Source organism: Nocardia anaemiae NBRC 100462, assembly GCF_001612725.1.
Classification (GTDB): Bacteria; Actinomycetota; Actinomycetes; order Mycobacteriales; family Mycobacteriaceae; genus Nocardia; species Nocardia anaemiae.
The window spans coordinates 147649-167815 of record NZ_BDAZ01000035.1; the positions used below are offsets into that span (position 1 = coordinate 147649).

At 66.1% G+C, this 20167-nt stretch carries 18 protein-coding genes and 1 pseudogene; 9 read left to right on the plus strand and 10 right to left on the minus strand.

The window, feature by feature from the left end; translation table 11 throughout:
• Window positions 1–30 precede the first annotated feature (30 nt).
• From NA5_RS22285 to speD, 3 genes are all read left to right on the plus strand, one after another.
• On the plus strand, window positions 31–2529 hold the full coding sequence (locus NA5_RS22285) for a DEAD/DEAH box helicase (protein ID WP_062989047.1): 2499 nt from the start codon (window positions 31–33) through the stop codon (window positions 2527–2529).
• Between the two features lie 126 nt (window positions 2530–2655).
• Window positions 2656–3756, plus strand: a complete 1101-nt coding sequence (locus tag NA5_RS22290; RefSeq protein ID WP_062989141.1) for a type III PLP-dependent enzyme — start codon at window positions 2656–2658, stop codon at window positions 3754–3756.
• 8 nt (window positions 3757–3764) lie between these two features.
• Window positions 3765–4967 carry an adenosylmethionine decarboxylase gene (gene speD, locus NA5_RS22295; protein ID WP_062989049.1) on the plus strand — a complete coding sequence of 401 codons (1203 nt, stop codon included), beginning with the start codon at window positions 3765–3767 and terminating at the stop codon, window positions 4965–4967.
• Window positions 4968–5043: 76 nt separating this feature from the next.
• On the opposite strand, the gene NA5_RS22300 is transcribed toward speD, so the two are convergent.
• The 5 genes from NA5_RS22300 to NA5_RS22320 all read right to left on the minus strand — a co-directional run bounded on the left by NA5_RS22300 (window position 5044) and on the right by NA5_RS22320 (window position 8251).
• Window positions 5044–5247, minus strand: coding sequence for a tautomerase family protein (locus NA5_RS22300; RefSeq protein WP_062989051.1), 204 nt, complete (start codon window positions 5245–5247; stop codon window positions 5044–5046).
• Complete coding sequence (locus NA5_RS22305) at window positions 5247–5987, minus strand: SDR family NAD(P)-dependent oxidoreductase (protein WP_062989053.1); 741 nt, start codon at window positions 5985–5987, stop codon at window positions 5247–5249. The genes NA5_RS22300 and NA5_RS22305 overlap by 1 nt, the downstream gene beginning before the upstream one ends.
• 81 nt (window positions 5988–6068) lie before the next feature.
• Window positions 6069–6659: a TetR family transcriptional regulator C-terminal domain-containing protein gene (locus NA5_RS22310; protein WP_063813520.1), complete on the minus strand. Its 591-nt coding sequence runs from the start codon at window positions 6657–6659 to the stop codon at window positions 6069–6071.
• A 48-nt stretch (window positions 6660–6707) separates the two neighbouring features.
• A complete protein-coding gene (locus NA5_RS22315; RefSeq protein ID WP_218020139.1) occupies window positions 6708–7148 on the minus strand; it encodes a gamma-glutamylcyclotransferase family protein in 441 nt (146 codons plus the stop codon).
• Window positions 7149–7405: 257 nt separating this feature from the next.
• Window positions 7406–8251 (minus strand): NAD(P)H-binding protein, encoded by an 846-nt coding sequence (locus tag NA5_RS22320; RefSeq protein ID WP_062989055.1) that lies wholly within the window; start codon window positions 8249–8251, stop codon window positions 7406–7408.
• Between the two features lie 87 nt (window positions 8252–8338).
• Between NA5_RS22320 and NA5_RS22325 the strand changes: the two genes are divergently transcribed.
• On the plus strand, window positions 8339–8773 hold the full coding sequence (locus NA5_RS22325) for a MarR family winged helix-turn-helix transcriptional regulator (protein ID WP_062989057.1): 435 nt from the start codon (window positions 8339–8341) through the stop codon (window positions 8771–8773).
• A 10-nt stretch (window positions 8774–8783) separates the two neighbouring features.
• Here the strand turns inward: NA5_RS22325 and NA5_RS22330 are convergent, their stop codons facing one another.
• Window positions 8784–9698, minus strand: a complete 915-nt coding sequence (locus tag NA5_RS22330; protein ID WP_062989060.1) for a hydrogen peroxide-inducible genes activator — start codon at window positions 9696–9698, stop codon at window positions 8784–8786.
• A 114-nt stretch (window positions 9699–9812) separates the two neighbouring features.
• Between NA5_RS22330 and NA5_RS22335 the strand changes: the two genes are divergently transcribed.
• From NA5_RS22335 to NA5_RS22350, 4 genes are all read left to right on the plus strand, one after another.
• On the plus strand, window positions 9813–10400 hold the full coding sequence (locus NA5_RS22335) for a peroxiredoxin (protein ID WP_062989062.1): 588 nt from the start codon (window positions 9813–9815) through the stop codon (window positions 10398–10400).
• 50 nt (window positions 10401–10450) lie between these two features.
• On the plus strand, window positions 10451–10990 hold the full coding sequence (ahpD, locus tag NA5_RS22340) for an alkylhydroperoxidase, AhpD family (protein ID WP_062989064.1): 540 nt from the start codon (window positions 10451–10453) through the stop codon (window positions 10988–10990).
• A gap of 134 nt (window positions 10991–11124) precedes the next feature.
• Window positions 11125–14400: a DUF4132 domain-containing protein gene (locus NA5_RS22345; protein WP_062989066.1), complete on the plus strand. Its 3276-nt coding sequence runs from the start codon at window positions 11125–11127 to the stop codon at window positions 14398–14400.
• A gap of 96 nt (window positions 14401–14496) precedes the next feature.
• A complete protein-coding gene (locus NA5_RS22350; protein ID WP_062989068.1) occupies window positions 14497–15198 on the plus strand; it encodes a PhzF family phenazine biosynthesis protein in 702 nt (233 codons plus the stop codon).
• 295 nt (window positions 15199–15493) lie between these two features.
• Here NA5_RS22350 and NA5_RS22355 read toward each other — a convergent pair whose 3' ends face one another.
• Both NA5_RS22355 and NA5_RS22360 read right to left on the minus strand, forming a co-directional pair.
• Window positions 15494–16165 carry a DUF5134 domain-containing protein gene (locus NA5_RS22355; RefSeq protein ID WP_157110565.1) on the minus strand — a complete coding sequence of 224 codons (672 nt, stop codon included), beginning with the start codon at window positions 16163–16165 and terminating at the stop codon, window positions 15494–15496.
• A gap of 453 nt (window positions 16166–16618) precedes the next feature.
• Window positions 16619–18262 carry an acyl-CoA synthetase gene (locus NA5_RS22360; protein WP_062989072.1) on the minus strand — a complete coding sequence of 548 codons (1644 nt, stop codon included), beginning with the start codon at window positions 18260–18262 and terminating at the stop codon, window positions 16619–16621.
• A 150-nt stretch (window positions 18263–18412) separates the two neighbouring features.
• On the opposite strand from NA5_RS22360, the gene NA5_RS22365 reads away from it, so the two are divergent.
• Window positions 18413–18922, plus strand: a complete 510-nt coding sequence (locus NA5_RS22365; RefSeq protein ID WP_157110566.1) for a GNAT family N-acetyltransferase — start codon at window positions 18413–18415, stop codon at window positions 18920–18922.
• 33 nt (window positions 18923–18955) lie between these two features.
• Here the strand turns inward: NA5_RS22365 and NA5_RS22370 are convergent, their stop codons facing one another.
• Together NA5_RS22370 and NA5_RS41360 are read right to left on the minus strand one after the other, a co-directional pair.
• Complete coding sequence (locus NA5_RS22370) at window positions 18956–19945, minus strand: DUF8176 domain-containing protein (RefSeq protein WP_157110567.1); 990 nt, start codon at window positions 19943–19945, stop codon at window positions 18956–18958.
• Window positions 19932–20167, minus strand: a pseudogene (locus tag NA5_RS41360) (hypothetical protein); the annotation flags it as partial. The gene NA5_RS22370 and the pseudogene NA5_RS41360, both read right to left, overlap by 14 nt.

Sequence of the window (20167 nt, forward strand, 5' to 3'; positions counted from 1 at the left end):
CCGTAGACGGCTGCCCGTAGGGTGGTCGGAGTGGATCTGACCGAACTGCTCGAGATACCGGGAACCGACGCCGACGCACTCTACGAATCCTTCGGGGCGTGGGCGGCCGAGCAGGGCACCCCGCTGTATCCGGCGCAGGATGAGGCGTTACTGGAATTGGCATCCGGATCCAATGTCATTCTGGCCACCCCTACCGGGTCCGGTAAATCCCTTGTCGCGGTCGGCGCGCATCTGTTCGCGCTGACGCGCGGCCTGCGCACCTACTACACCGCACCGATCAAAGCCCTGGTCAGCGAGAAGTTCTTCGCCCTGTGCGACGTCTTCGGCGCGGACCGGGTCGGCATGGTGACCGGTGACGCGGCGGTGAATCCGGACGCACCGATCATCTGCGCCACCGCCGAGATCCTGGCGAATATGGCGCTGCGCGAGGGCGCGGCCGCCGATGTCGGCCAGGTCGTGATGGACGAATTCCACTTCTACGCCGATCCGGACCGCGGCTGGGCCTGGCAGGTGCCGCTGCTGGAACTTCCGCGCGCCCAATTCCTGCTGATGTCGGCGACTCTGGGCGAGGTCGACTTCTTCGCCGCCGATCTGGAGCGCCGCACCGGCAATCCGACCGCCATTGTCGCGGGCACCGAACGTCCTGTGCCACTGAGCTTTTCCTACGCGCGCACCCCGATCACCGAAACCCTGGAAGATCTCGTCACGACCAACCAGTCCCCGGTGTATGTCGTGCATTTCACCCAGGCCGCCGCATTGGAGCGCGCGCAGGCACTGACCAGCGTCAACTTCGCGACCCGCGCCGAAAAGGACGCCATCGCAACGGCACTGGGCGATTTCCGCTTCTCTTCCGGCTTCGGCAAAACGCTTTCGCGGCTGATCCGCCACGGTATCGGCGTCCATCACGCGGGCATGCTGCCCAAGTACCGCCGCCTGGTGGAACGCCTGGCCCAGGACGGACTGCTGAAGGTGGTCTGCGGCACCGACACCCTCGGCGTCGGCATCAACGTGCCGATCCGCACGGTACTGCTCACCGGCCTGACCAAATTCGACGGTGTGCGCACCCGCAGGCTCAAGGCCCGCGAATTCCATCAGATCGCGGGCCGCGCGGGGCGAGCTGGATACGACACCATGGGTACCGTCGTCGTGCAGGCGCCCGACCACGAGGTGGAGAACACCCGGCTGCTGGCCAAGGCGGGCGACGATCCGAAAAAGCAGCGCAAGGTGGTGCGCCGCAAACCGCCGGAGGGCTTCGTCTCCTGGAGCGAGGAGACCTTCGACCGACTCGTCGCCGCCAGCCCCGAGCCGATGGTGTCGCGCTTCAACGTGACGAACTCGATGCTGCTCAATGTGATCGCCCGCCCGGGCAATTGCTTCGACGCCATGCGTCACCTGCTCGAGGACAATCATGAGCCCCGTCCGGCGCAACGCCGCCACATCCTGCGCGCCATCCGGCTGTACCGCGCCCTGCGCGATGCCGGTGTGGTCCAACAGCTCCCGGAGCCCGACGCACAGGGCCGCCGGGCCAGGCTCACCGTGGACCTGCAGCGCGATTTCGCCCTGGACCAACCCCTGTCCCCCTTCGCCCTCGCCGCACTCGAGCTGCTCGACAAGGACGCCCCGAGCTACACCCTCGATGTCATCTCCCTCATCGAATCGACACTCGAGGATCCGCGCCAGCTGCTCATGGCCCAGCAGCACAAGGCCCGCGGCCAGGCGATCAACGAGATGAAGGCCGACGGCATCGAATACGACGAACGCATGGAGCTGCTGGAAGAGGTCACCTGGCCCAAACCCCTTGCCGAGCTGATCGAACCCGCCTTCGAGACCTACCGGGCCGGGCACCCGTGGATGTCGGAATTCGCCCCGTCCCCCAAATCGGTTGTCCGCGATATGATCGAACGCTCGATGACCTTCGCCGAGCTGATCTCGCATTACGAGCTGGCCCGCTCCGAGGGCGTGGTGCTGCGCTATCTCGCCGACGCCTATCGCGCGCTGCGGCGCACCGTACCGGAATCCGCACGCACCGAGGATCTCGACGATATGACCGAATGGCTGGGCGAGCTTGTGCGCCAAGTGGATTCGAGTTTGCTCGACGAATGGGAACAGCTCACCAATCCGGGCGCGGAGACCGATGCCGATCAGCTCGCCTTCGGCGCGGAAACGGTGCGGCCGATCTCGGCAAACGAACGCGCGTTCAAGGTGATGGTCCGCAATGCCATGTTCCGTCGCGTCGAGCTCGCCGCACTGCGCCGCTGGGATGCCCTCGCCGAGCTGGGCACCGGGCCGGATTGGGCGGCGGAGCTGGCCCCGTACTTCGACGAGTACGAGAGCATCGGCACCGGCCCGAACGCTCGCGGTCCGCAACTGTTCCAGGTGGAGCAACGCCGCGATTTCTGGCAGGTGCGTCAGGTGCTCGACGATCCCGCCGGTGACCACGGCTGGGCACTGGCGGCGGTGGTCGATCTTGCCGAGTCCGATGCCGCGGGCGAGATCGTATTCGACGAGGTCACGGTAGTCGCGGGGTGATCATGATCAAGGTGTCGTCAACGAGTTGGTTACCAGGGGCATCGCGCTGATACTCTCTCGCGCGGTGCCCGAACGACGGCCGACCCCCAAACGACGGAGAGTTCCCCTAGATTGACCGGTTCAAACCTGCCCGAATCGCCCTATCTGGTCATCCACCCAGAGCAGGTGCGCGAGAACTACCGCGCACTCCAGGCCGCGGTACCCGGAGCCCGAATTCGCTTCGCGGTCAAGGCGAGTCCGGTCCCCGAACTCATCCGCCTACTCGACCGTCACGGCGCGGAGTTCGATGTCGCCAGTGTCGGTGAGATCGAACTATGCCTGCGTGAGGGCGTCGATCCGGCCCGCATGTGCTACGGGAACCCGATCAAGAAGGCCGCCCATATCGCCGCCGCCTATGCCTCGGGCGTGCGCCGCTACGCCTTCGACACCGAGGACGATCTGCTGCGCATCGTGGAGCACGCGCCGGGTTCGGAGGTCGAGTGCCGGTTCCTGTCCTCGGCGCCGCAGTCGACGACGCCATTCGGCACCAAATTCGGCTGCTCCCCCACCGAAGCGCTGCGCCTGCTGGTGCGCGCCCGCGATCTCGGACTGATCGTCGGCGGACCGTACTTCCACGTCGGCTCCCAGCAGACCGACCCGCGCGCCTGGCGCATCGGTATCGAACAGGCGGGCCGCATCACGGCCGCGTTGGCGGACAAGGATATTCCGGTTCGCACCGTGAATATCGGTGGCGGCCTGCCCATTTCGTACGCCGAGGCGGCGCCCGCAGTCGACGAGATCGGCGCCGTCATCGCGGCCGCCACGACCGAATTCCTACCCGAGACCGCCGGACTCGTCATCGAGCCCGGCCGTGCGCTCGTTGGTTCGGCGGGCACCATTCACGCCGAGGTCATCGGCGTGCGCAACGCGCCGGACGGACGGCGCTGGGTGTATCTCGACATCGGCCGTTACAACGGCATGGCCGAGACCGAGAACGAGTACATCGCATACCGCTTCGTCACCGAACGTGACGGAGACCCCGTGGACGAAGCGGTGGTGGCCGGACCGACCTGTGATGGCGACGATGTACTGTATCAACGCACGAAGGTCCTTCTTCCGACCTCGTTGCGAGCCGGTGATCGCATCCAGATCCTCGATACCGGCGCCTATACCGCGAGCTATTCGTCGGTGTCCTTCAATGGTTTTCCGCCCTTGACCGTTCATGTCTCGGGCGCTGAGCGAGAGTGAGTTTGCCTATGACGGCGGAATTCACCGGCTGGCATGTGCTGGCCGAGTTCGGTGGTGTCGACGCAGATCTCTGCGACGATCTCGAACGACTCGAATCGGCGTTGCGTGAGTCTCTGATCGCGGCGGGCGTCACCATCTGCGATGTCGTACACAAGAAGTTCGATCCGCAGGGGGTGACCGTCCTCGCGCTGTTGTCGGAGTCCCACGCCTCGATTCACACTTATCCGGAGTCCGGCGACATCTTTGTCGACGTATTCACCTGCGGAACCATCGGCGCCGGTGCGTCGAAGGCCGTCGAAGTGCTGCGAGATAAGTTGTCTCCCAAGGATGTTCGCATGCAGGTCATCCAGCGCGGGCACGGCTCGACCCGGATCGAGGAGCCGGTCGGCAACGGACTGACCCGCATCTGGGATTTACACGAGGTCATCGTCGACACTCACACTCCGTTCCAGCACATGGTGATCGCGCGCACCGAACAGGGCATCAGCCTGTTCTCCGACGACGATCGCCAGTCCACGGAGTTCTCCCAGCTGACCTATCACGAGGCGATGATGGTCCCCGCTTTCGCGCTGGCGGCGAAGCTGGACAAGGTGCTGATCATCGGATCGGGTGAGGGTGTGGCCAGTCAGATGTCGGTCGCCGCGGGCGCGACGCTGGTGGATCACGTCGATATCGACCAGCGCGAGGTCGAATTGTGCGCCGAGCACCTGCCCTACGGCTATACCGGCGACGAGCTGGCCGCCGCGGTCCGGGGCGAGGGCCCGGTCAAGGTGCACTACGCCGACGGCTGGGACTTCCTGGCCAACGCGACCGAGGTGGGTACCCGCTACGACGTGATCGTGATCGATCTGCCCGATGAGCGGGTCGAGGACGCGCAGCACAATCGGCTCTACGAGTCGGAATTCCTGTCGCGATGTCGGGCACTGCTCGCACCCGGCGGCGTGCTCAGCGCACAGGCCGGATGCGCGACGATGTGGCGCAACGAGACGCTGAAGCGGTCCTGGAAGCGGTTCCACGAGCAGTTCGACACGGTGGTGCAGTACGGCAGCGATGAGCACGAGTGGACATTCCTGTTCGGGTTGAACGAGCGAATCGATGACCCGGTACAGGCAATGACCGATCGGCTGGGCACGCTGCCCTACCGCGCCGAGACCATCGATGCGCGGGCATTGGTGCGCGGTGCGATCGAACCGCACGCGTTGCGGGTTTAGCAGCACTCTCGAATCGCACCGGCTCCCAAGGGTTTCCCTTCGAGCCGGTGCGATTCGGTCGGGCATGCGGCGCGGTCTACGCCTGCTGTTTGCGCCAGTCCTCGACGTTCATCCCGCCGATACCCCAATCGGTCAGCTCAACCTCGTCGATCACGACGAAGGTGGTTGCCGGGTCCTTGCCGAGGACATCACGGAGCAGGTCGGTTACGCCCTTGATCAGTTGGGTCTTCTGATCTCGCGTGACGCCCTCATTGGTGACCTTGATATTGACGTAAGGCATTATGCGGCCCTTCCCGAGATGAATCCACCGTCGACGGGCAAGATGTGGCCGGTGGTGAAGGTGGCGTCTGCGAGATACAGCACTGCCGCGGTGGTTTCGCTCACTTCACCAATTCGGTTGAGCAAAGCCAGTCGACCCGAGGCGCTTTCGTCGCCGTCACCGAACAGTGGTGTGCGAATGATGCCGGGTGCGACGGCATTGACCCGGATGCCGTCGGCGGCGAGCTCCGCGGCCAGGCTCGTGGTCAAGGCGTGAACGCCACCCTTGCTGACCAGTGCCGCCGATGCGGGCAGCCCCGCGAGCGCGTGGTTGATCAGCACCGTCCCGATATTCACAATGCTGCCACCGCTTTGCTGCGCTTGTAGCTGACGCACGACGGCCTGTGTGGTGAAGTAGGTTCCTTTCAGGTTGCCGTTCAGGTAACTGTCCAGATCCGACTCGGTGACATCGACAAACGGCTTGGCGCCGAAGATCCCGGCATTGTTCACCAGCACATCGACCCGACCGAAACGTTCCACCGCAAGGCGCGCGAGCTCGGAACCCGTTGCGGGCGTACCGATATCACCGGCGTAAGTCGCCACCTGCGATGGCGAGCCGAAGGAATCCGCCACCGCCGCGAGCTTGTCCGCATCCCGTCCGTTGAGCACGACATTGTCACCACGTTCCACGAAGGCCCGAGCGATATCGCGCCCGATTCCACTGGAGGATCCGGTAACGATGACCGTCTTGACCATATTCATCTCTCTTCCTCGTATGACTTACCCATACGACCGGTCGTCTTGGAATAGGCAAGCGGCTACACAGACCGCAAAACCTATAGGTCAGGGCCGAAAGTAGTCATCCAACAGTCGGTGCAAACACTTGTGCAGCGGTTCGAGCGAGCGCTCGATCTTCATCCTGATCACCGCCCCCTCCCACGACTCCAACAGCAGATCGGCCAATTCGGTGGCGTCGATATCGTCGCGAATCGCCCCGAGTTCCTGCGCCCGCCGCAGCGCCGTCGCCACCCCGTCCCGCCAGGAATTCCAGGCCCCCGCCAAGGATTCCCGCAGTACCTCACTGCCCTCGAGTTCCCCGCCCAGGTTCGCGATCAGGCATCCACCGGTGAACTCGGCCCGCACGAAATCGTCCATGAGCCGCCCGAAGAACGCGCGCAACCCGGCGACCGGATCCGGCGAACTTCCGAGCGACTCGGCCAGATTCCGCTGCACACACCGCGAATGGTGATCGATGATGGCCTGCCCGAAGCTCTCTTTGCTGTCGAAGTAGTTGTAGAACGAACCCTTCGGCACGCCGACCGCATCCAGGACCTGCTTGATGCCGGTGCCGTGATAGCCGTTCGTCAAGAACCCGGCAGCGCCCTGCTCCACCAGAAGCTGCCGAGTGTCATCACTGCGTCGCGGTCGCGCCATCGCATTAATATATGACCGGTCGTCTTGGAATAGCAACCGGAAACGTCATCAGAGCAGCCTTCGCCACTCGGCGCATCGATCCACGAATTCGCCCAGATGCTCGGCGGCAAAGCGCTCTGCATACCAATCCTCTGGTGCGACAACAGAAGTCCAAACATATGTCCACGCCACCGCACCCGGCCGAACCCGCCGCAACTCGTACTCGTCATCCTCGAACGCATCCAGCACCGCCCACTCCCCCGCGTCGAGTCCCGAGAGCACCACACCCCGGGCCGCTCCGCCCGCTGCGGGCACCAGCCCGGGATACACGCGCCCCGGCAGAGCCGCCGCCCGCCATCCGGCCAGCTCCGCCGCCACTAATTCCGGACACCGCCCGATCAGCTCGATCAATACCTCCGGAAACTGCAATGTCCCGTAGACGAACAGCCGATCAGCGCGTGTGATCGAGCGATCGATCCGTTGCCCCGGCCTGACATACACTTCATCCACGGCCAACCCTTTCCACCTGTCTACCAGCGGAGATTACGCCCAACGCAGACACAATCGGCCCGACATCGACGCCTGGCTACCGGGAAATCGGCTGCCCTACGCGTACCGCGCACGGGAGCCGACACGTCCGCCGGGCCGCAACCGCAACAGCCGTTAGCGGAAGGCACCCCATCATCGCGCGCATGCTCGCGACGGTGATCGCGGTCGCCATCGTTTCGGTCGCCGTGACCGGATGCACGGGCGCACGATCAGCGTCCTCACACAAACGCGTCGATGTTGCGTTCACACCACTCGGCGAACGTACGCGGACGTCTGCCGAGGACCTCACGCACGGTGTCGGTGCGAAACCCCACCGTATCGGCGCGCATCAACTCGAACCCCTCGATGATCGCCGCCGCCAGCGCTGGTGGCGCACCGCCCGGGTAGCGGGATTCCAATGCCTGCTGCGCGGTGGCCGCCTCGTGCACCTCGACGGTGCGGCCGATCGCGTGGGCGATGGTCGCGACTTGTTCTGCGACAGTGTAGGTTTCCGCGCCGGTGAGGGTATAGGTCATGGCGTGGTGACCGTTGCCGGTGAGCACCTCGGCCGCCACCGCGGCGATATCGGCAGGGTCGATCGGGGCATAGCGGCCGGGGCCGGTTGGGTCGAGGACCGCGCCGCCGGAGCGGATCGTCCGCGCCCACGCCAGCGCATTCGTCATAAATCCGCCGGGCCGCAGCACGGTCGCCGGTATGCCGGATTCGGCGACGACCCGCTCGCGCTCGCGATGCCAACGCCCCATGGCGGGTACCGGATCACCCATCGCATTGAACGACGACAGCTGCACGATATGCCGCACTCCGGCCGCTCGCGCAGCATTCACCGCATCGATGGTGTGCTGCAGTCCGATGCCGGGCACCAGCAGGAATAACGCGTCGGCGCCGTCGAATGCGGGCGGGAAGCTCCTCGGATCGTCCAAATCGCCGACGATCAATTCGCCCCGGCCCGAATCCGCGACACGAGCCGGATCACGCACGAGAACACGGAATTCCGCACCTCGTACCGCGAGTTCGCCGACGAGTTCACGACCGATATTTCCGGTGCCACCGGTAACCACTATCATCAGGTCTCCACATCGTTAGCCGTCTAACGAGGCGAAACGTTAGACGGCTAACGATCTGTTCGTCAATAGCCGAAGGAGATCCGACAGGTGCCCGAGTTCCTCGACCTACACGGCCGCAGTTCGAAGGCGCTGCGTGCACTCGCCGATCGCGAAATGCGCACGCATGGACTACATCTGGGCCAGAACCATGTCTTGGCCCTGCTGTGGGAGCGGGACGGGCGCACCCCGGGCGAGGTCGCCGCCGCGCTGAACGTCGCCACACCGACGGTGGTCAAAATGGCAACTCGTATGACCGCCGCGGACCTGCTGGAGCGCCGTCGCGACGACCACGACAACCGCTTGGTCCGGCTCTGGCTCACCGATAGGGGCCGTGCACTGCAACGGCCGATCGAGGCACAGCGACAAGCCTTGGAGGACCGGGTGACCGCCGATCTCACCCCCACCGAACGCCGTCATCTCATGAGCGCGCTGCGCAAAATCCACCGCACCGCAACCGAACTGCTCGGTGAGGCCGCGCCCTGATCGCGCGGATTCAGTTCGCTCCGGGCCGCTGCGACCGGATGATCTGCGCCAGCCGTTCGTAGTCGTCCGCGCGCGCCGTGGATGCGCGAAACGCCAGACCGAGTGTGCGCCCCGGCGCGGGTGCGGCGAAGTGCGCGGTTTCCAATGTGCCGCGCGCGGTTTCGGCCGCCACCGCCATCTGCGGAATCAATGTCACCCCGAGACCGCCCGCGACACATTGGACCACCGTCGCCAGCGAAGCGGCGCGGGTATCGCCGACCGCACCCGGATGGGCGTCGGCCGAACGGCAGAATTCCAGGGTCTGATCACGCAGGCAGTGGCCCTCGTCGAGCAGCAGCAGCGGCAGCGCGTCCAGGGTGGTGGGTGCGATATCGGTGCGCCCGGCCAACTCGTGACCGCGCGGGGTCACCAGCACGAATTCCTCAGTGTACAGCGGGATCTCGACCAGGCCGGGCGCCTCGGTCGGCAGGGCGAGCAGCGCGACATCCAGGACGCCGGTGCGCAATCCCTCCAGCAGCCGGGCGGTTTGGTCCTCGATCACCTGAGGATTCAAGGCGGGCAATACCTTGCGCAATTCGGGCAGCAGATCCGGCAGCACATACGGGGCAACCGTCGGGATGATGCCGATCCGCAGGGTGCCGCCCAGGCTGTCACCGGTCGCCGAGGCGACGAATCGATCGGCCGCCTCGAGGGTCGCCGTCGCCTGCGGCAGCAGCCGCATACCCGCGGCGGTGACGAGCACCCGCCGGGTGCTGCGCTCGATCAGTTGCAGCCCGAGCCCGTTTTCCAATGCGGCGAGTGCCTGCGATAACGTGGGCTGGCTCACATTGAGCCGCGCGGCCGCGGTGCCGAAGTGGCGGTACTCCGCAACGGCCACGAACGCACGCAGCTGCGACAGGGTCGGCTGATAAGTCTGATCAGTCACGCCTATCAGTGTAGTGCGACTGATCACGTTTACCTTTCATCGGCCTTTGGGCAAGATCACCAGTGAGCTTTTCGATCCACTCGCTCTAGCAAACCGACTGACGAGGAGACAAGCATGGCTTTGCTGACCATCGGCGACCAGTTCCCGGCATACAACCTCACCGCGGTGATCGGCGGTGACCTGTCGAAGGTCGACGCTCAGCAGCCTGACGACTACTTCACCCGTATCACCTCCGACGACCACGCCGGTAAGTGGCGCATCGTCTTCTTCTGGCCCAAGGACTTCACCTTCGTGTGCCCGACCGAGATCGCCGCCTTCGGCAAGCTCAACGAGGAGTTCGAGGACCGGGACGCGCAGGTGCTCGGCGCCTCGGTCGACAACGAGTTCGTGCACTTCCAGTGGCGCGCCCAGCACGAGGATCTCAAGACCCTTCCGTTCCCGATGCTGAGCGACCTCAAGCGTGAATTGGCCACCGCCACCGGCGTTCTCAATGCCGACGGCGTCGCCGACCGCGCCACCTTCATCATCGACCCGAACAACGAGATCCAGTTCGTCTCGGTGACCGCGGGTTCGGTCGGCCGCAATGTCGACGAGGTACTGCGCGTGCTGGACGCGCTGCAGTCCGATGAGCTGTGCGCCTGCAACTGGAAGAAGGGCGACCCGACAATCAATGCGGGCGAACTGCTCGCCGCGAGCGTCTGAGCAATATCCGTATCACCTGAAAACCCACGAACGAGAAGAGGATTCGCCGAATGAGCATTGAGACCCTGAAGAACTCCCTTCCCGAGTACGCCAAGGACCTCAAGCTCAATCTGTCGTCCATCGCACGCACCACCGTGCTGAACGAACAGCAGCTGTGGGGCACCCTGCTCGCGTCGGCGGCCGCGACCCGGTCGGCGACGACGCTGCGGGAAATCGCTGAGGAAGCCGCGGACAAGCTGTCGGCGGAGGCCTACAACGCCGCGCTCGGCGCCGCCTCGATCATGGGCATGAACAATGTGTTCTACCGGGGCAAGGCGTATCTGGAGGGACGCTACGACGATCTGCGTGCCGGTCTGCGGATGAACATCATCGGCAATCCGGGTGTCGACAAGGCCGATTTCGAGCTGTGGTCGTTCGCGGTCTCCTCGATCAACGGCTGCGCGCACTGCCTGGAGGCGCACGAGAAGACGTTGCGCGAGGCGGGCGTCTCGCGCGAGGTGATCTTCGAATCGCTGCGCGCGGCCGCGATCGTCGCCGGTGTCGGCCAGGCCGTGCAATCCACGGAGGCCCTGGCCACCGCCGCGGTCTGATATTTCGCCGGAAATCCGCAACGGCCCCGTCCGAATAGGACGGGGCCGTTGCCGTTTCCGCGCCGACCGGCACGTGTCGGAGCGGCTCGCTAGCCTGTCCGCGATACGCACCTCGTGAACAAGGGAGCAGGCCGATGGCTGTCCGCACGCCGCCGACCGATGAGGACACCTGGGTGGTACCCGCCGCCTGGTGGTCGAAAACCGATCCGTTCCGCGGCCGTTGGCCCGCACGCGGAGTTGCGGTGAATGCCGCTGCGGCCCAGACCATCTCCGACAAGTTGGCGCTGTCCGCGGATCGGACCCGGGCCATCCTGAGCCATTCCGGCTCGCACAAGGTGCTCGCCGAACGGGGTGCGCGGTATTTGGCCGATCGGCGGGCCGACCCGCTCGGTGCGGCCGTGTGCGCCGCGATCGGCATGGACGCGAAACTGTGGGATGACAAGGCACTCGGCCGCTACTACGACGACCACGCGGATCTGGCCGATTATCTGGTCGCCACCCACGGTCTCGGCTGCGCCGTGGCGACCGTGGCCGCGCTCAGCGGCATCTGCGCGGAGGCATCGGATACCTGGGGCGGGCAATCGAATCGCTTGGTGGTTTCACGTCCCTGCGATCCGGCCGCCACCCTGGTCCGCCGATTGCGCACCCTGCTGGCCGCCGCCGCGGATATGGACTACGCCGACGCCCTCGACCAGGCACGGCAACTGCGCCACGGCCCGCTATCGATCCGGTTGCTCACCTCATATCTGTTCCCCACCGAACAAGACTGGGTGAGCACCGATCTCGCCGATCCGAAACTCACCGACGGGTTCGGATCGATATTCCTGCTCGCCTCGGTGACCGATCCGGCGCACGCGCACCGCATCCTCGATCTGCTCGGCTGGCACTGGCATCTGCTGCGCGACAACAAATCGCTGATCTACAGTGTCGCAGCACATCTCGGTCCGGGCGCCGCCTCGGTCCTCACTCGACTGTGGGAAGCGGGTCAGGGCAACAGCTCCGCGCCGGGACCGGAAACTCTGTCGCGCATCCTCGCCCACCTACCCGCTGACGAAGCGATGGACTTCCTGGCCGGGCATTCGTGGCGCAATGTGACCGCCGCGGCGCTGCTGGCCTCCTCGGAACGGTTTCCGGCACGCGCCATGCGTGTGCTCGGTGCGCGGACCACCCGGCACGAGAACACCACCGACTTCTGCCAGCACGTCCGCCGTCATCCCGAACTCGCCGTCGCCATGCGCGACGAACTGCCCCAAATCGCACAGCATTTGATCGATGACAGTCTGCCCGGGGTGACGATCAATAACACCCCCGACGAGCTGGTTCCGCCGATTCTGCGTGACCCGCCGTGGAACAGGCCGCGCCGCAAGCCGACCGCCCCGATCACCCGCCGAGCGCCGACAGCTGTTCACATTTGCTGGCGCGACGGCGAGCAGCAGCAGTGGCTCGACACGCGCACGAAGCTGAGCGACGACGAGGTGCGCAGGCGTTTGGGAGTCGCCGCGTCCGATCCCCGCGACCTCGGCGATTGGGTGCTGGAGGCGCTGGCCCAAGCCGATCCGGCGCTCGCCGAGCCGATCCTACCTGCCGAGTGCACCTGGTTACTCTGGTCGGTCAACGGGTTGATGGCGGTCACCGCCGCGCACGGTGCGGCGGCCCACGACCTCGTCACCGGTGCCATCGCGGCGGACCCGCGTGAGCTCGCGGCCGCGATCGCCCCCATCGAAAGCCCAACCGTCGCAGCCTTCGTCGTCGACTGGCTGGGGTTGCGCACGCGCCGCCGGGTGGCCATGGACTGGCTGCGGCGCCACCCTGGGTATGCGGCCACCACATTCATTCCGGGCGCGATCGGCAAGGCGCGCAAGACGAGACGTCTGTACAGCACTGCCTTGCGCACCCTCGCCACGCTCGGCCACACCGATGCGATCATGGCTGCCGCGGCAGCCTACGGCGTGGCTGCCGCGGTGCGCGAGTTGCTCGACGCCGATCCTGCCGAGATCGTTCCCGATCGCATTCCCGTTCTCCCGCAATGGTTGTCGATTCTCGAACTGCCGCCGATCATGTTGACGAGCGACCACCCGCTGCCCCCGGGCGATGTCGCGAATCTCGTCACGTTCATGATGATGTCGGAGCCAGGGGTCCCGCATGCCGCGCTGGCGCGAGTTCGCGAACACTGTCACGCACCGACTCTCGCCGCCGCGGCGGGTGCGATCTTCGACCAGTGGATCAATGCCGGTGCGCGCTGGAAGGACACCTGGGTCTGGGAGGCCTTGGCCGCGTTCGGAAATGACGAAACCGTCGCGGAGTTGCTGCCGAGAATCACTTGGAGCACAGGCAAGGACAATGCGCTGGACACCCTGGCCGCGATCGGCTCCGACTACGCCTTGTCGGCCCTCATCGAGCTCACCGAGCAGGGCCGCAACGCGGCGGTCCGCGATGCGGCGCACACTCGCGTCGCCGAGGTCGCGGACGAATTGGGATTGAGCGAGGATCAACTCGCCGACCGGATGGTTCCGGATCTCGGACTGCGCCCCGACGGTACGGCGCTGCTCGACTTCGGGCCGCGCCAATTCGTGCTCGGCTTCGACGAACAGCTGCGCCCCACCGTCACCGGTACCGACGGCACCCGCTACAAGGCGCTGCCCAAAGCCGGAGTTCGCGACGACGATGCCCTCGCCGCCGCGGCGACTGCGACGTATCGATCGAGCCGCAAGTCGGTCAAGAAGTTCGCCGCCGACCAGATCCGGCGACTCGAACGCGCGATGGTCACCGAACGCCGCTTCACCCTCGACGAACTGCGCACCCAGTTCATCGCACATCCGGTGCGCATCAACGTGACCCGCCGCCTCATCTGGGCGACCTATCGCGACGACCAGGTGCTCGACTCGTTCCGCATCACCGAGGACAACATCTTCGCCGATGCCGACGACGCCACTCTCGATATCGCGCAGGACGCCGTCATCGGCATTGCCCATCCGGTGCACCTCGGTACCGAGCTGACCGCCGCGTGGGCCGAGGTGCTCGCCGATCACGAACTCCGGCAACCCTTTCCACAGATCGGACGGGAGGTGTACCAACCGGATCCGGAACTGCTCGCCAGTTCCAGCACGCCCATTCCGGCGGGGGTCACCGTGCCCCTCGGCCGCATCCACGGCCTGCACAACCGTGGCTGGAATCCGCCCGAACGCGGCGACGGCGGTCGCATCGATACGTTCGACAAGCGCCTACCCGACGACCGGGTTTTCAGTATCGGGATCGATCCGGGCATAGAGCCGTTCGATGCGGTCGCTCCCATGCACGAGCTCAGGTACGCCGCGCTCGCGGGCCGCGATTCCCCCACCTTCGCCGACCTCAGTCCGGTCACCACATCGGAAATCCTGCGTGATCGCGCCTGGCTCTCCGGCCAGCATTGACAGACATACCTGACAAATCGGGACAGGGATTCCTCCCGAACAGAATTTCTGCGGCAGCGCATCAACGACTTCTCGGCGGCCGGTAGGCTCGCGAACATGGGCACACAAGGTGAACCAGAGGCCATCGGTACGCGGGTCGAGGTCGTGCGCGTTTTCACGGACCCGACCGGACGAGGCGGCAACGAGCTCGGTATCGCTCGCGCCGCGGACGTCGCCGAGGTCGACCACCAGGCATTGGCGGCGAAGGCCGGGTACAGCGAGACCGTCGTTGTCGAGGATCCGGTCGATGAGATCGCCAGGGTGCGGATCTACACCCCCGCGGTGGAGCTGCCTTTCGCCGGGCATCCGTCGGTGGGTACCGCCTGGTGGTTCGCCGAGCGGGGCCAGCCGGTACGGGTTCTGCAGGTGTCGGCAGGTGCGGTCGCCGTCGAACTCACCGACGGGCTCGTCTGGATCAGGGCACGCGGTGAATGGGCGCCGGACTTCACCTTTCATCAGCTCGACAACCTCGAGGAACTGGCGAATCTGCACCCCGACGATTTCGACAGCGGCTCGCACTACCTATGGACCTGGACCGACGAGCACCGCGGCGCCCTGCGCTCGCGCATGTTCGCCCCCGCCATGGGCGTCCCCGAGGACGAAGCAACCGGCGCCGCCGCGGTCGCCCTCACCGCTCTACTGCGCCGCAGCCTGATCATCACCCAGGGCAAGGGCTCACAGATCTTCACCGAATGGGATTCCGACGGTTGGGTTCGACTCGGCGGCCGCGTCGTCGCCGACTCGGTCGTCCACCTGTAGACCGCGATTATTCGACGGTAGGGCTGCCGACAAGGCATAGAACCGGGGCTCGACGCTGCCTGGGCTTGCCCGACCCACCCCGGCACCCGCGTGGCGGTCGGACTCCGAGACGAGTTCGGTCAGCCGATGCAGCAGCGTGACGAGCTGCACCCGTTCGGTGGGCGCGAACGCCCTCGTAGGCGCGGAGTCGACACTCGCGCAGTCGGGTCGAGCCGTTGGACGGCCATCCTCACCAGTCGTCCCAACGGGATGTCCGCCTCCGCGGCCAGCCTGGTCCGACCGCGACGCGGGCGGCCTATCCCGAGACGGCGGCGATCAGCATGTAGGCCGTGCCGAGGTCCATGACGAGATGGGGCACGATCGCGGATGTCAGTACGCGGGAGATGAAGGACGCCGACTGCCGCGGGGCGGTTCGGATACCGATCTGGTGGCCGAGCCAGCGCTGGCAACGACCGGTACTCGCCGCGACGATCAAGGCGAGCGCATCGGCGGTGAAGAGCGCGGCCAGTGTCAGCGCCGGTGCAGGGGCTGGCCCGTCGGCGTGCATGCCCGCACTGTGGCCCGCGATCGAGTACAGCATGGTGGCCGCGACGGCGATGTGATATCCGAGGGCGATGGTTCGATCATCGGGTAGCGCACGAGTCACATTGCGCCACTGCCCAATTCGATCTGCCAGTAATGCCGTGAAGACGATGATGAGCGCGATCAGCACACCGCGCAGCACGACCGGATCCGCGCCCATCGGGAAGACCAGCATCGCGAGCATGACCATGCACATGATCAAATGCGCGGCATCGGATTCGTGACACACCGCCGCGCCGGTCGAATTCACCTGCAGGCGAACGGGTTCGGTCCGGCCGACGCCACCCGCCACAGCCAAACGGCCGAGCACCACCCCGCCCGCGAACAGAAACGCCACCACCACCGACCACCGCAATGCGGCATACTCCTGCGCGAACTCCACCACACCCACCTCCTCCCCCCATGCTCGCACCCCACCCCCTCCACGCGCCCCCCTTTCCCCCTCGCTTACGACGCGCCCCCCGACGCAGCAGCTGGACGAATGATCACGGGGAACCAGGGCGGCAAAACGCGAGTAGCCCCCGCCACCAGTTCCCCTGATATTGATTGCCCGCACCGAAACGGGATGGCGGCCATCGGATGCGCGGGGCTAGCGTGCCACGTTGGGGCGGCGGCGATCGGCGGCGCGCGCGCGAAGCGCATCGCGACATCGATGGCCGAGCGCATGGTCGGGCTGCTCAGCACCTCCATCGAGCACGCCATAGGTGGTGATGCGCGTGCGCATACCCGCCTCGAAGCCAAGCCCCGGTTGGTCGTCGAGGGTGGTTCCATAGCAGGATGCCGGATCCGGTGCAGTTGCGGCATACGATGCGGCGAATGCTCCGCAGTATGTGAGCCGTCAGGCCGGGAGCTCACGCAGGACTCGTTTGAGTACCTTTCCCGTGGGGTTGCGCGGGAGTTCGTCGACGAACAGCACGTCGCGAGGGACCTTGAAGCGGGCCAGGTGCGTCTTGACATGCTCGCGCACCTCGTCCTCGGTGAGCGAATGTCCTTCGCGGACAACGACCACCGCGCGCAGGCGCTGACCGTAACGATCGTCGCGCACCCCGAATGCGCTGACCTCCGCCACGGCCGGATGCGCGGCGAGCAGTTCCTCCACCTCGCCCGGAAAGACGTTCTCGCCGCCGGAGACGATCATGTCGTCATCGCGGCCGTCGATGAAAAGTCTTCCGGCACTGTCGAAATGGCCGACATCGCCGGTAGACATCAACCGTCCGATGCGCGCCTTGTCGCCACCGCCGGTATAGCCCTCGAACTGGTAGTTGTTGCCGACGAAAATACGTCCGGTAGTGCCTGGGCCGACCTCCCGGTCATTGTCGTCGAAGATCTTCACCGTGGTGCTGGGTACCGGAGAGCCGACGCAGCCCGGCTCGACCGCCAGATCCGCTGGTGTGGCAATGGTCGCGTAGGCCACCTCGGTGGACCCGTACACGTTGTACACCACCGGCCCGAATACCTCGGTCACCCGGACGCACAGGTCGGCGCCGAGTTGCGAACCCGCGACGAAGATGATCCGCAACCGCGAAAGATCGCGTCCGGCAAACGCTTTCGGTCCGACATCGACGAGCCGCCGCAACATCACCGGCACCGCGATCATGGCCGTTGCCCCGTGCCGGTCCAGACTGTCCAGCACCGCCTGGGGATCGAAGCGCCGCCGGATCACCAGCGTGGACCCGAAGCCGACCGCGAGGACTGCGTGCGCGAACCCGAGCGTATGGAACAGCGGTGCGGGGCATTCGGTGATTTCGCGGGCACGGAACGGCACCTTGCCGAGGATCGCACCCAGCGGTGACAGCGACGTCGGCTCGCTGCTGCGCGGCGCACCTTTCGGGGTTCCCGTCGTCCCACTGGTCAGCAGGATGATGCGGGCGGCGGTGCGCGGCTTGCGCGGTGGCGTGCGCGCCGCACCTGCGATCAGATTGTCGATGGTGTCGACGCCGGGTTTATCGGCCCAGGCACGGTAGCGGCCGCGACGCGGTGTGAAATCGCCGAGCATACTGGCGTATTCGTCGTCGAAGATCAGCAGATCGGCACCCTCGCGGGTCACCACCTCGCGCAGTTGTGGCGCCGCGAAATCGGTATTGAGCAGGATGATTCGAGCACCGCATTTCGCTGCCGCGAAGACCGCGTAGTGGAAGCCGCGGTGGTTGCGCACCAGGATGGCCACGCCCTCGCCGTCGCGCAGTCCGCGCGCCCGCCAGGCATTCGCGAGCGCGGTGCTGCGCTCGTCGAGTTCACGGAAGGTGACGCGGCCGAGTTCATCGATGATGGCGGTGCGGTCGCGATAGCGCAGGGCGGCAACGGTTGTCAGCCCGCCGAGCAGACCGGAGCGCAGCAGCGCGGCACCCATCAGGGCGAGTCGATCGGGCCGTGCGGGGGTCGCGAGTCCGGCACGCACCGTCAGCGCTGCGTAATACGTCTCATCGGCGGCCCGACGCGCCGCAGCCGCGGCCAACGCCCCGACCTTGTTCGCAAACTTCATGATTCGATCCTGACGCCTCTTTCGCCCAGCCGCTCGTCGACCCGAACCCCTGCTGAGGGCGAGTGCCCTCACAGTAAAGCGTCTCCGGTGGATTCGTCGAGTACCGACCCAGACAGCGGGGACCACGACGACAGAATCCATGATGGACCGATGTCCAGCGATGTCGGCGAACACCTGCCGAACCCAACAGCACCGGCCACCGCGTTGCGGATAGTTGTCGATGACCTGTCCGGTCCGGAGGTCGCTGCCCTGCTGACTCAGCACTTGGCCGAGATGTTCGACAACTCACCCGAAGACAGCGTGCACGCGCTGGACCTCGACGCGCTCCGCAGACCGAACGTCACCTTCTGGAGCGCCTGGGAGGACGACGAACTCGCTGGTTGCGGCGCACTCAAACAACTCGACCCCAGCCACGGCGAGATCAAGTCGATGCGCACCGCGAGCGATCGCACCGGCCGCGGCATCGCCTCGGCCCTGCTGAAGCACCTGATCAGCGAGGCTCGCGCACGCGACTACCAGCGGCTGAGCCTGGAGACCGGAGCATCCGAGTATTTCGCCCCCGCGCAGCGGCTCTACGCCCGGCACGGCTTCGAGATCTGCGCACCCTTCGCCGACTACGTCGAGGATCCGCACAGCGTTTTCATGACGCGTACTCTCTGACGCACGTCCACCGACTCCTGGCGGATCGGTCGCTCAGCCCGCGTTGATCGCGGTGATCAGCGTGCGGTTGCCCGTCGTTCGCGTGGTAATGATCTGGGTGAAGGTCTGTGGCTGCTCACCCGGCCGCTGCTGGGTCAGCCGGACTTCCCATTGCGCCTCCCCCGCATCGCTGCCCGCGCGGGTGATTTGCACGCAGTAGAGAGTGCCGATCGGCACCTGGTTGATTCCGCGCTGGATCTGGTCGGCGGCGGGCACATTCGCGTCATCGACGACGACACCGCGTGCGGCGAATCCGGAACGCTGCACATAGTAGGCGCGTTCGAATGCGAGGATCGCCGATGGCCCATCGCTGGTGCCGCCTGGATCGGTGCCGGAGATGACATCACCGGTGCGCCGTTGTTCACAACCCGGGGTGGCGATCGCCGACGGTTGGTCGCTCGGCACCGTAGTTGCCGGAGCACGCCCGGCCGCTCCTGCTCGGTCGGCCGCCGGTGTGGTGGCCGCGGCCGGTCGCTTGTGATCACCCGAACCGCCGAAGACGAACATCAGCACCGAGACGACCGCCAACACCACGCCGAGCACGATCAGCACGGCGACGACTCGGTTGCCGCCACCAGTCGGTTGCGCATCGCGACGGCGCGGCGGATGCCGCAGTGCCGGACCCGGATTGCCACCGGACCGATCGATAATCGTCGGTACGACCGAACTGGTCTCCGCCGGTAGCTCGGCCTCGGCTGCTACCGCACGCGTCCGAGGCCGACTGCGATCCTCCTCCGTAGGCGCCGCGGCGGGGCGGCGCGGTTCGAGCCACTCCTGCCAATCCCCGGCCGGGCGGGGACGACGCGGCCGCTCGGGTGGATCGAGTGCATCGGCCAGCGGTGTCCGGCGCTGGCCGGAACCGCGGCGCGCGTTGGGGCGGCGGCGCCGCTTCGGTGTTGCCGCCGCGGGCCGGACCATGGGCAGCCCGGTGTCGAACGGATTGCCCTGGTTCTGGCTCGAAGAGCCGGAATCAGAGCTCGTCATCGTCGAATTCGCCGATCACCGCAGGCGGGACGGTCGCCAATACGGTCGGCACGGTGACGCCGAGCTGACCGTCACGCGGTCGACGGTCCTCATCGGACTGCGACGACGGCGGCATCGCCAGACCACCGGTGGTGCCGGGCTGATTCGTCGGTTCCGGACCAGACGGACGTGACGGCGGCGTGTCCGCGCTCGCGGCGGGTGCCTGCGGCGCGGGCGCCGGGG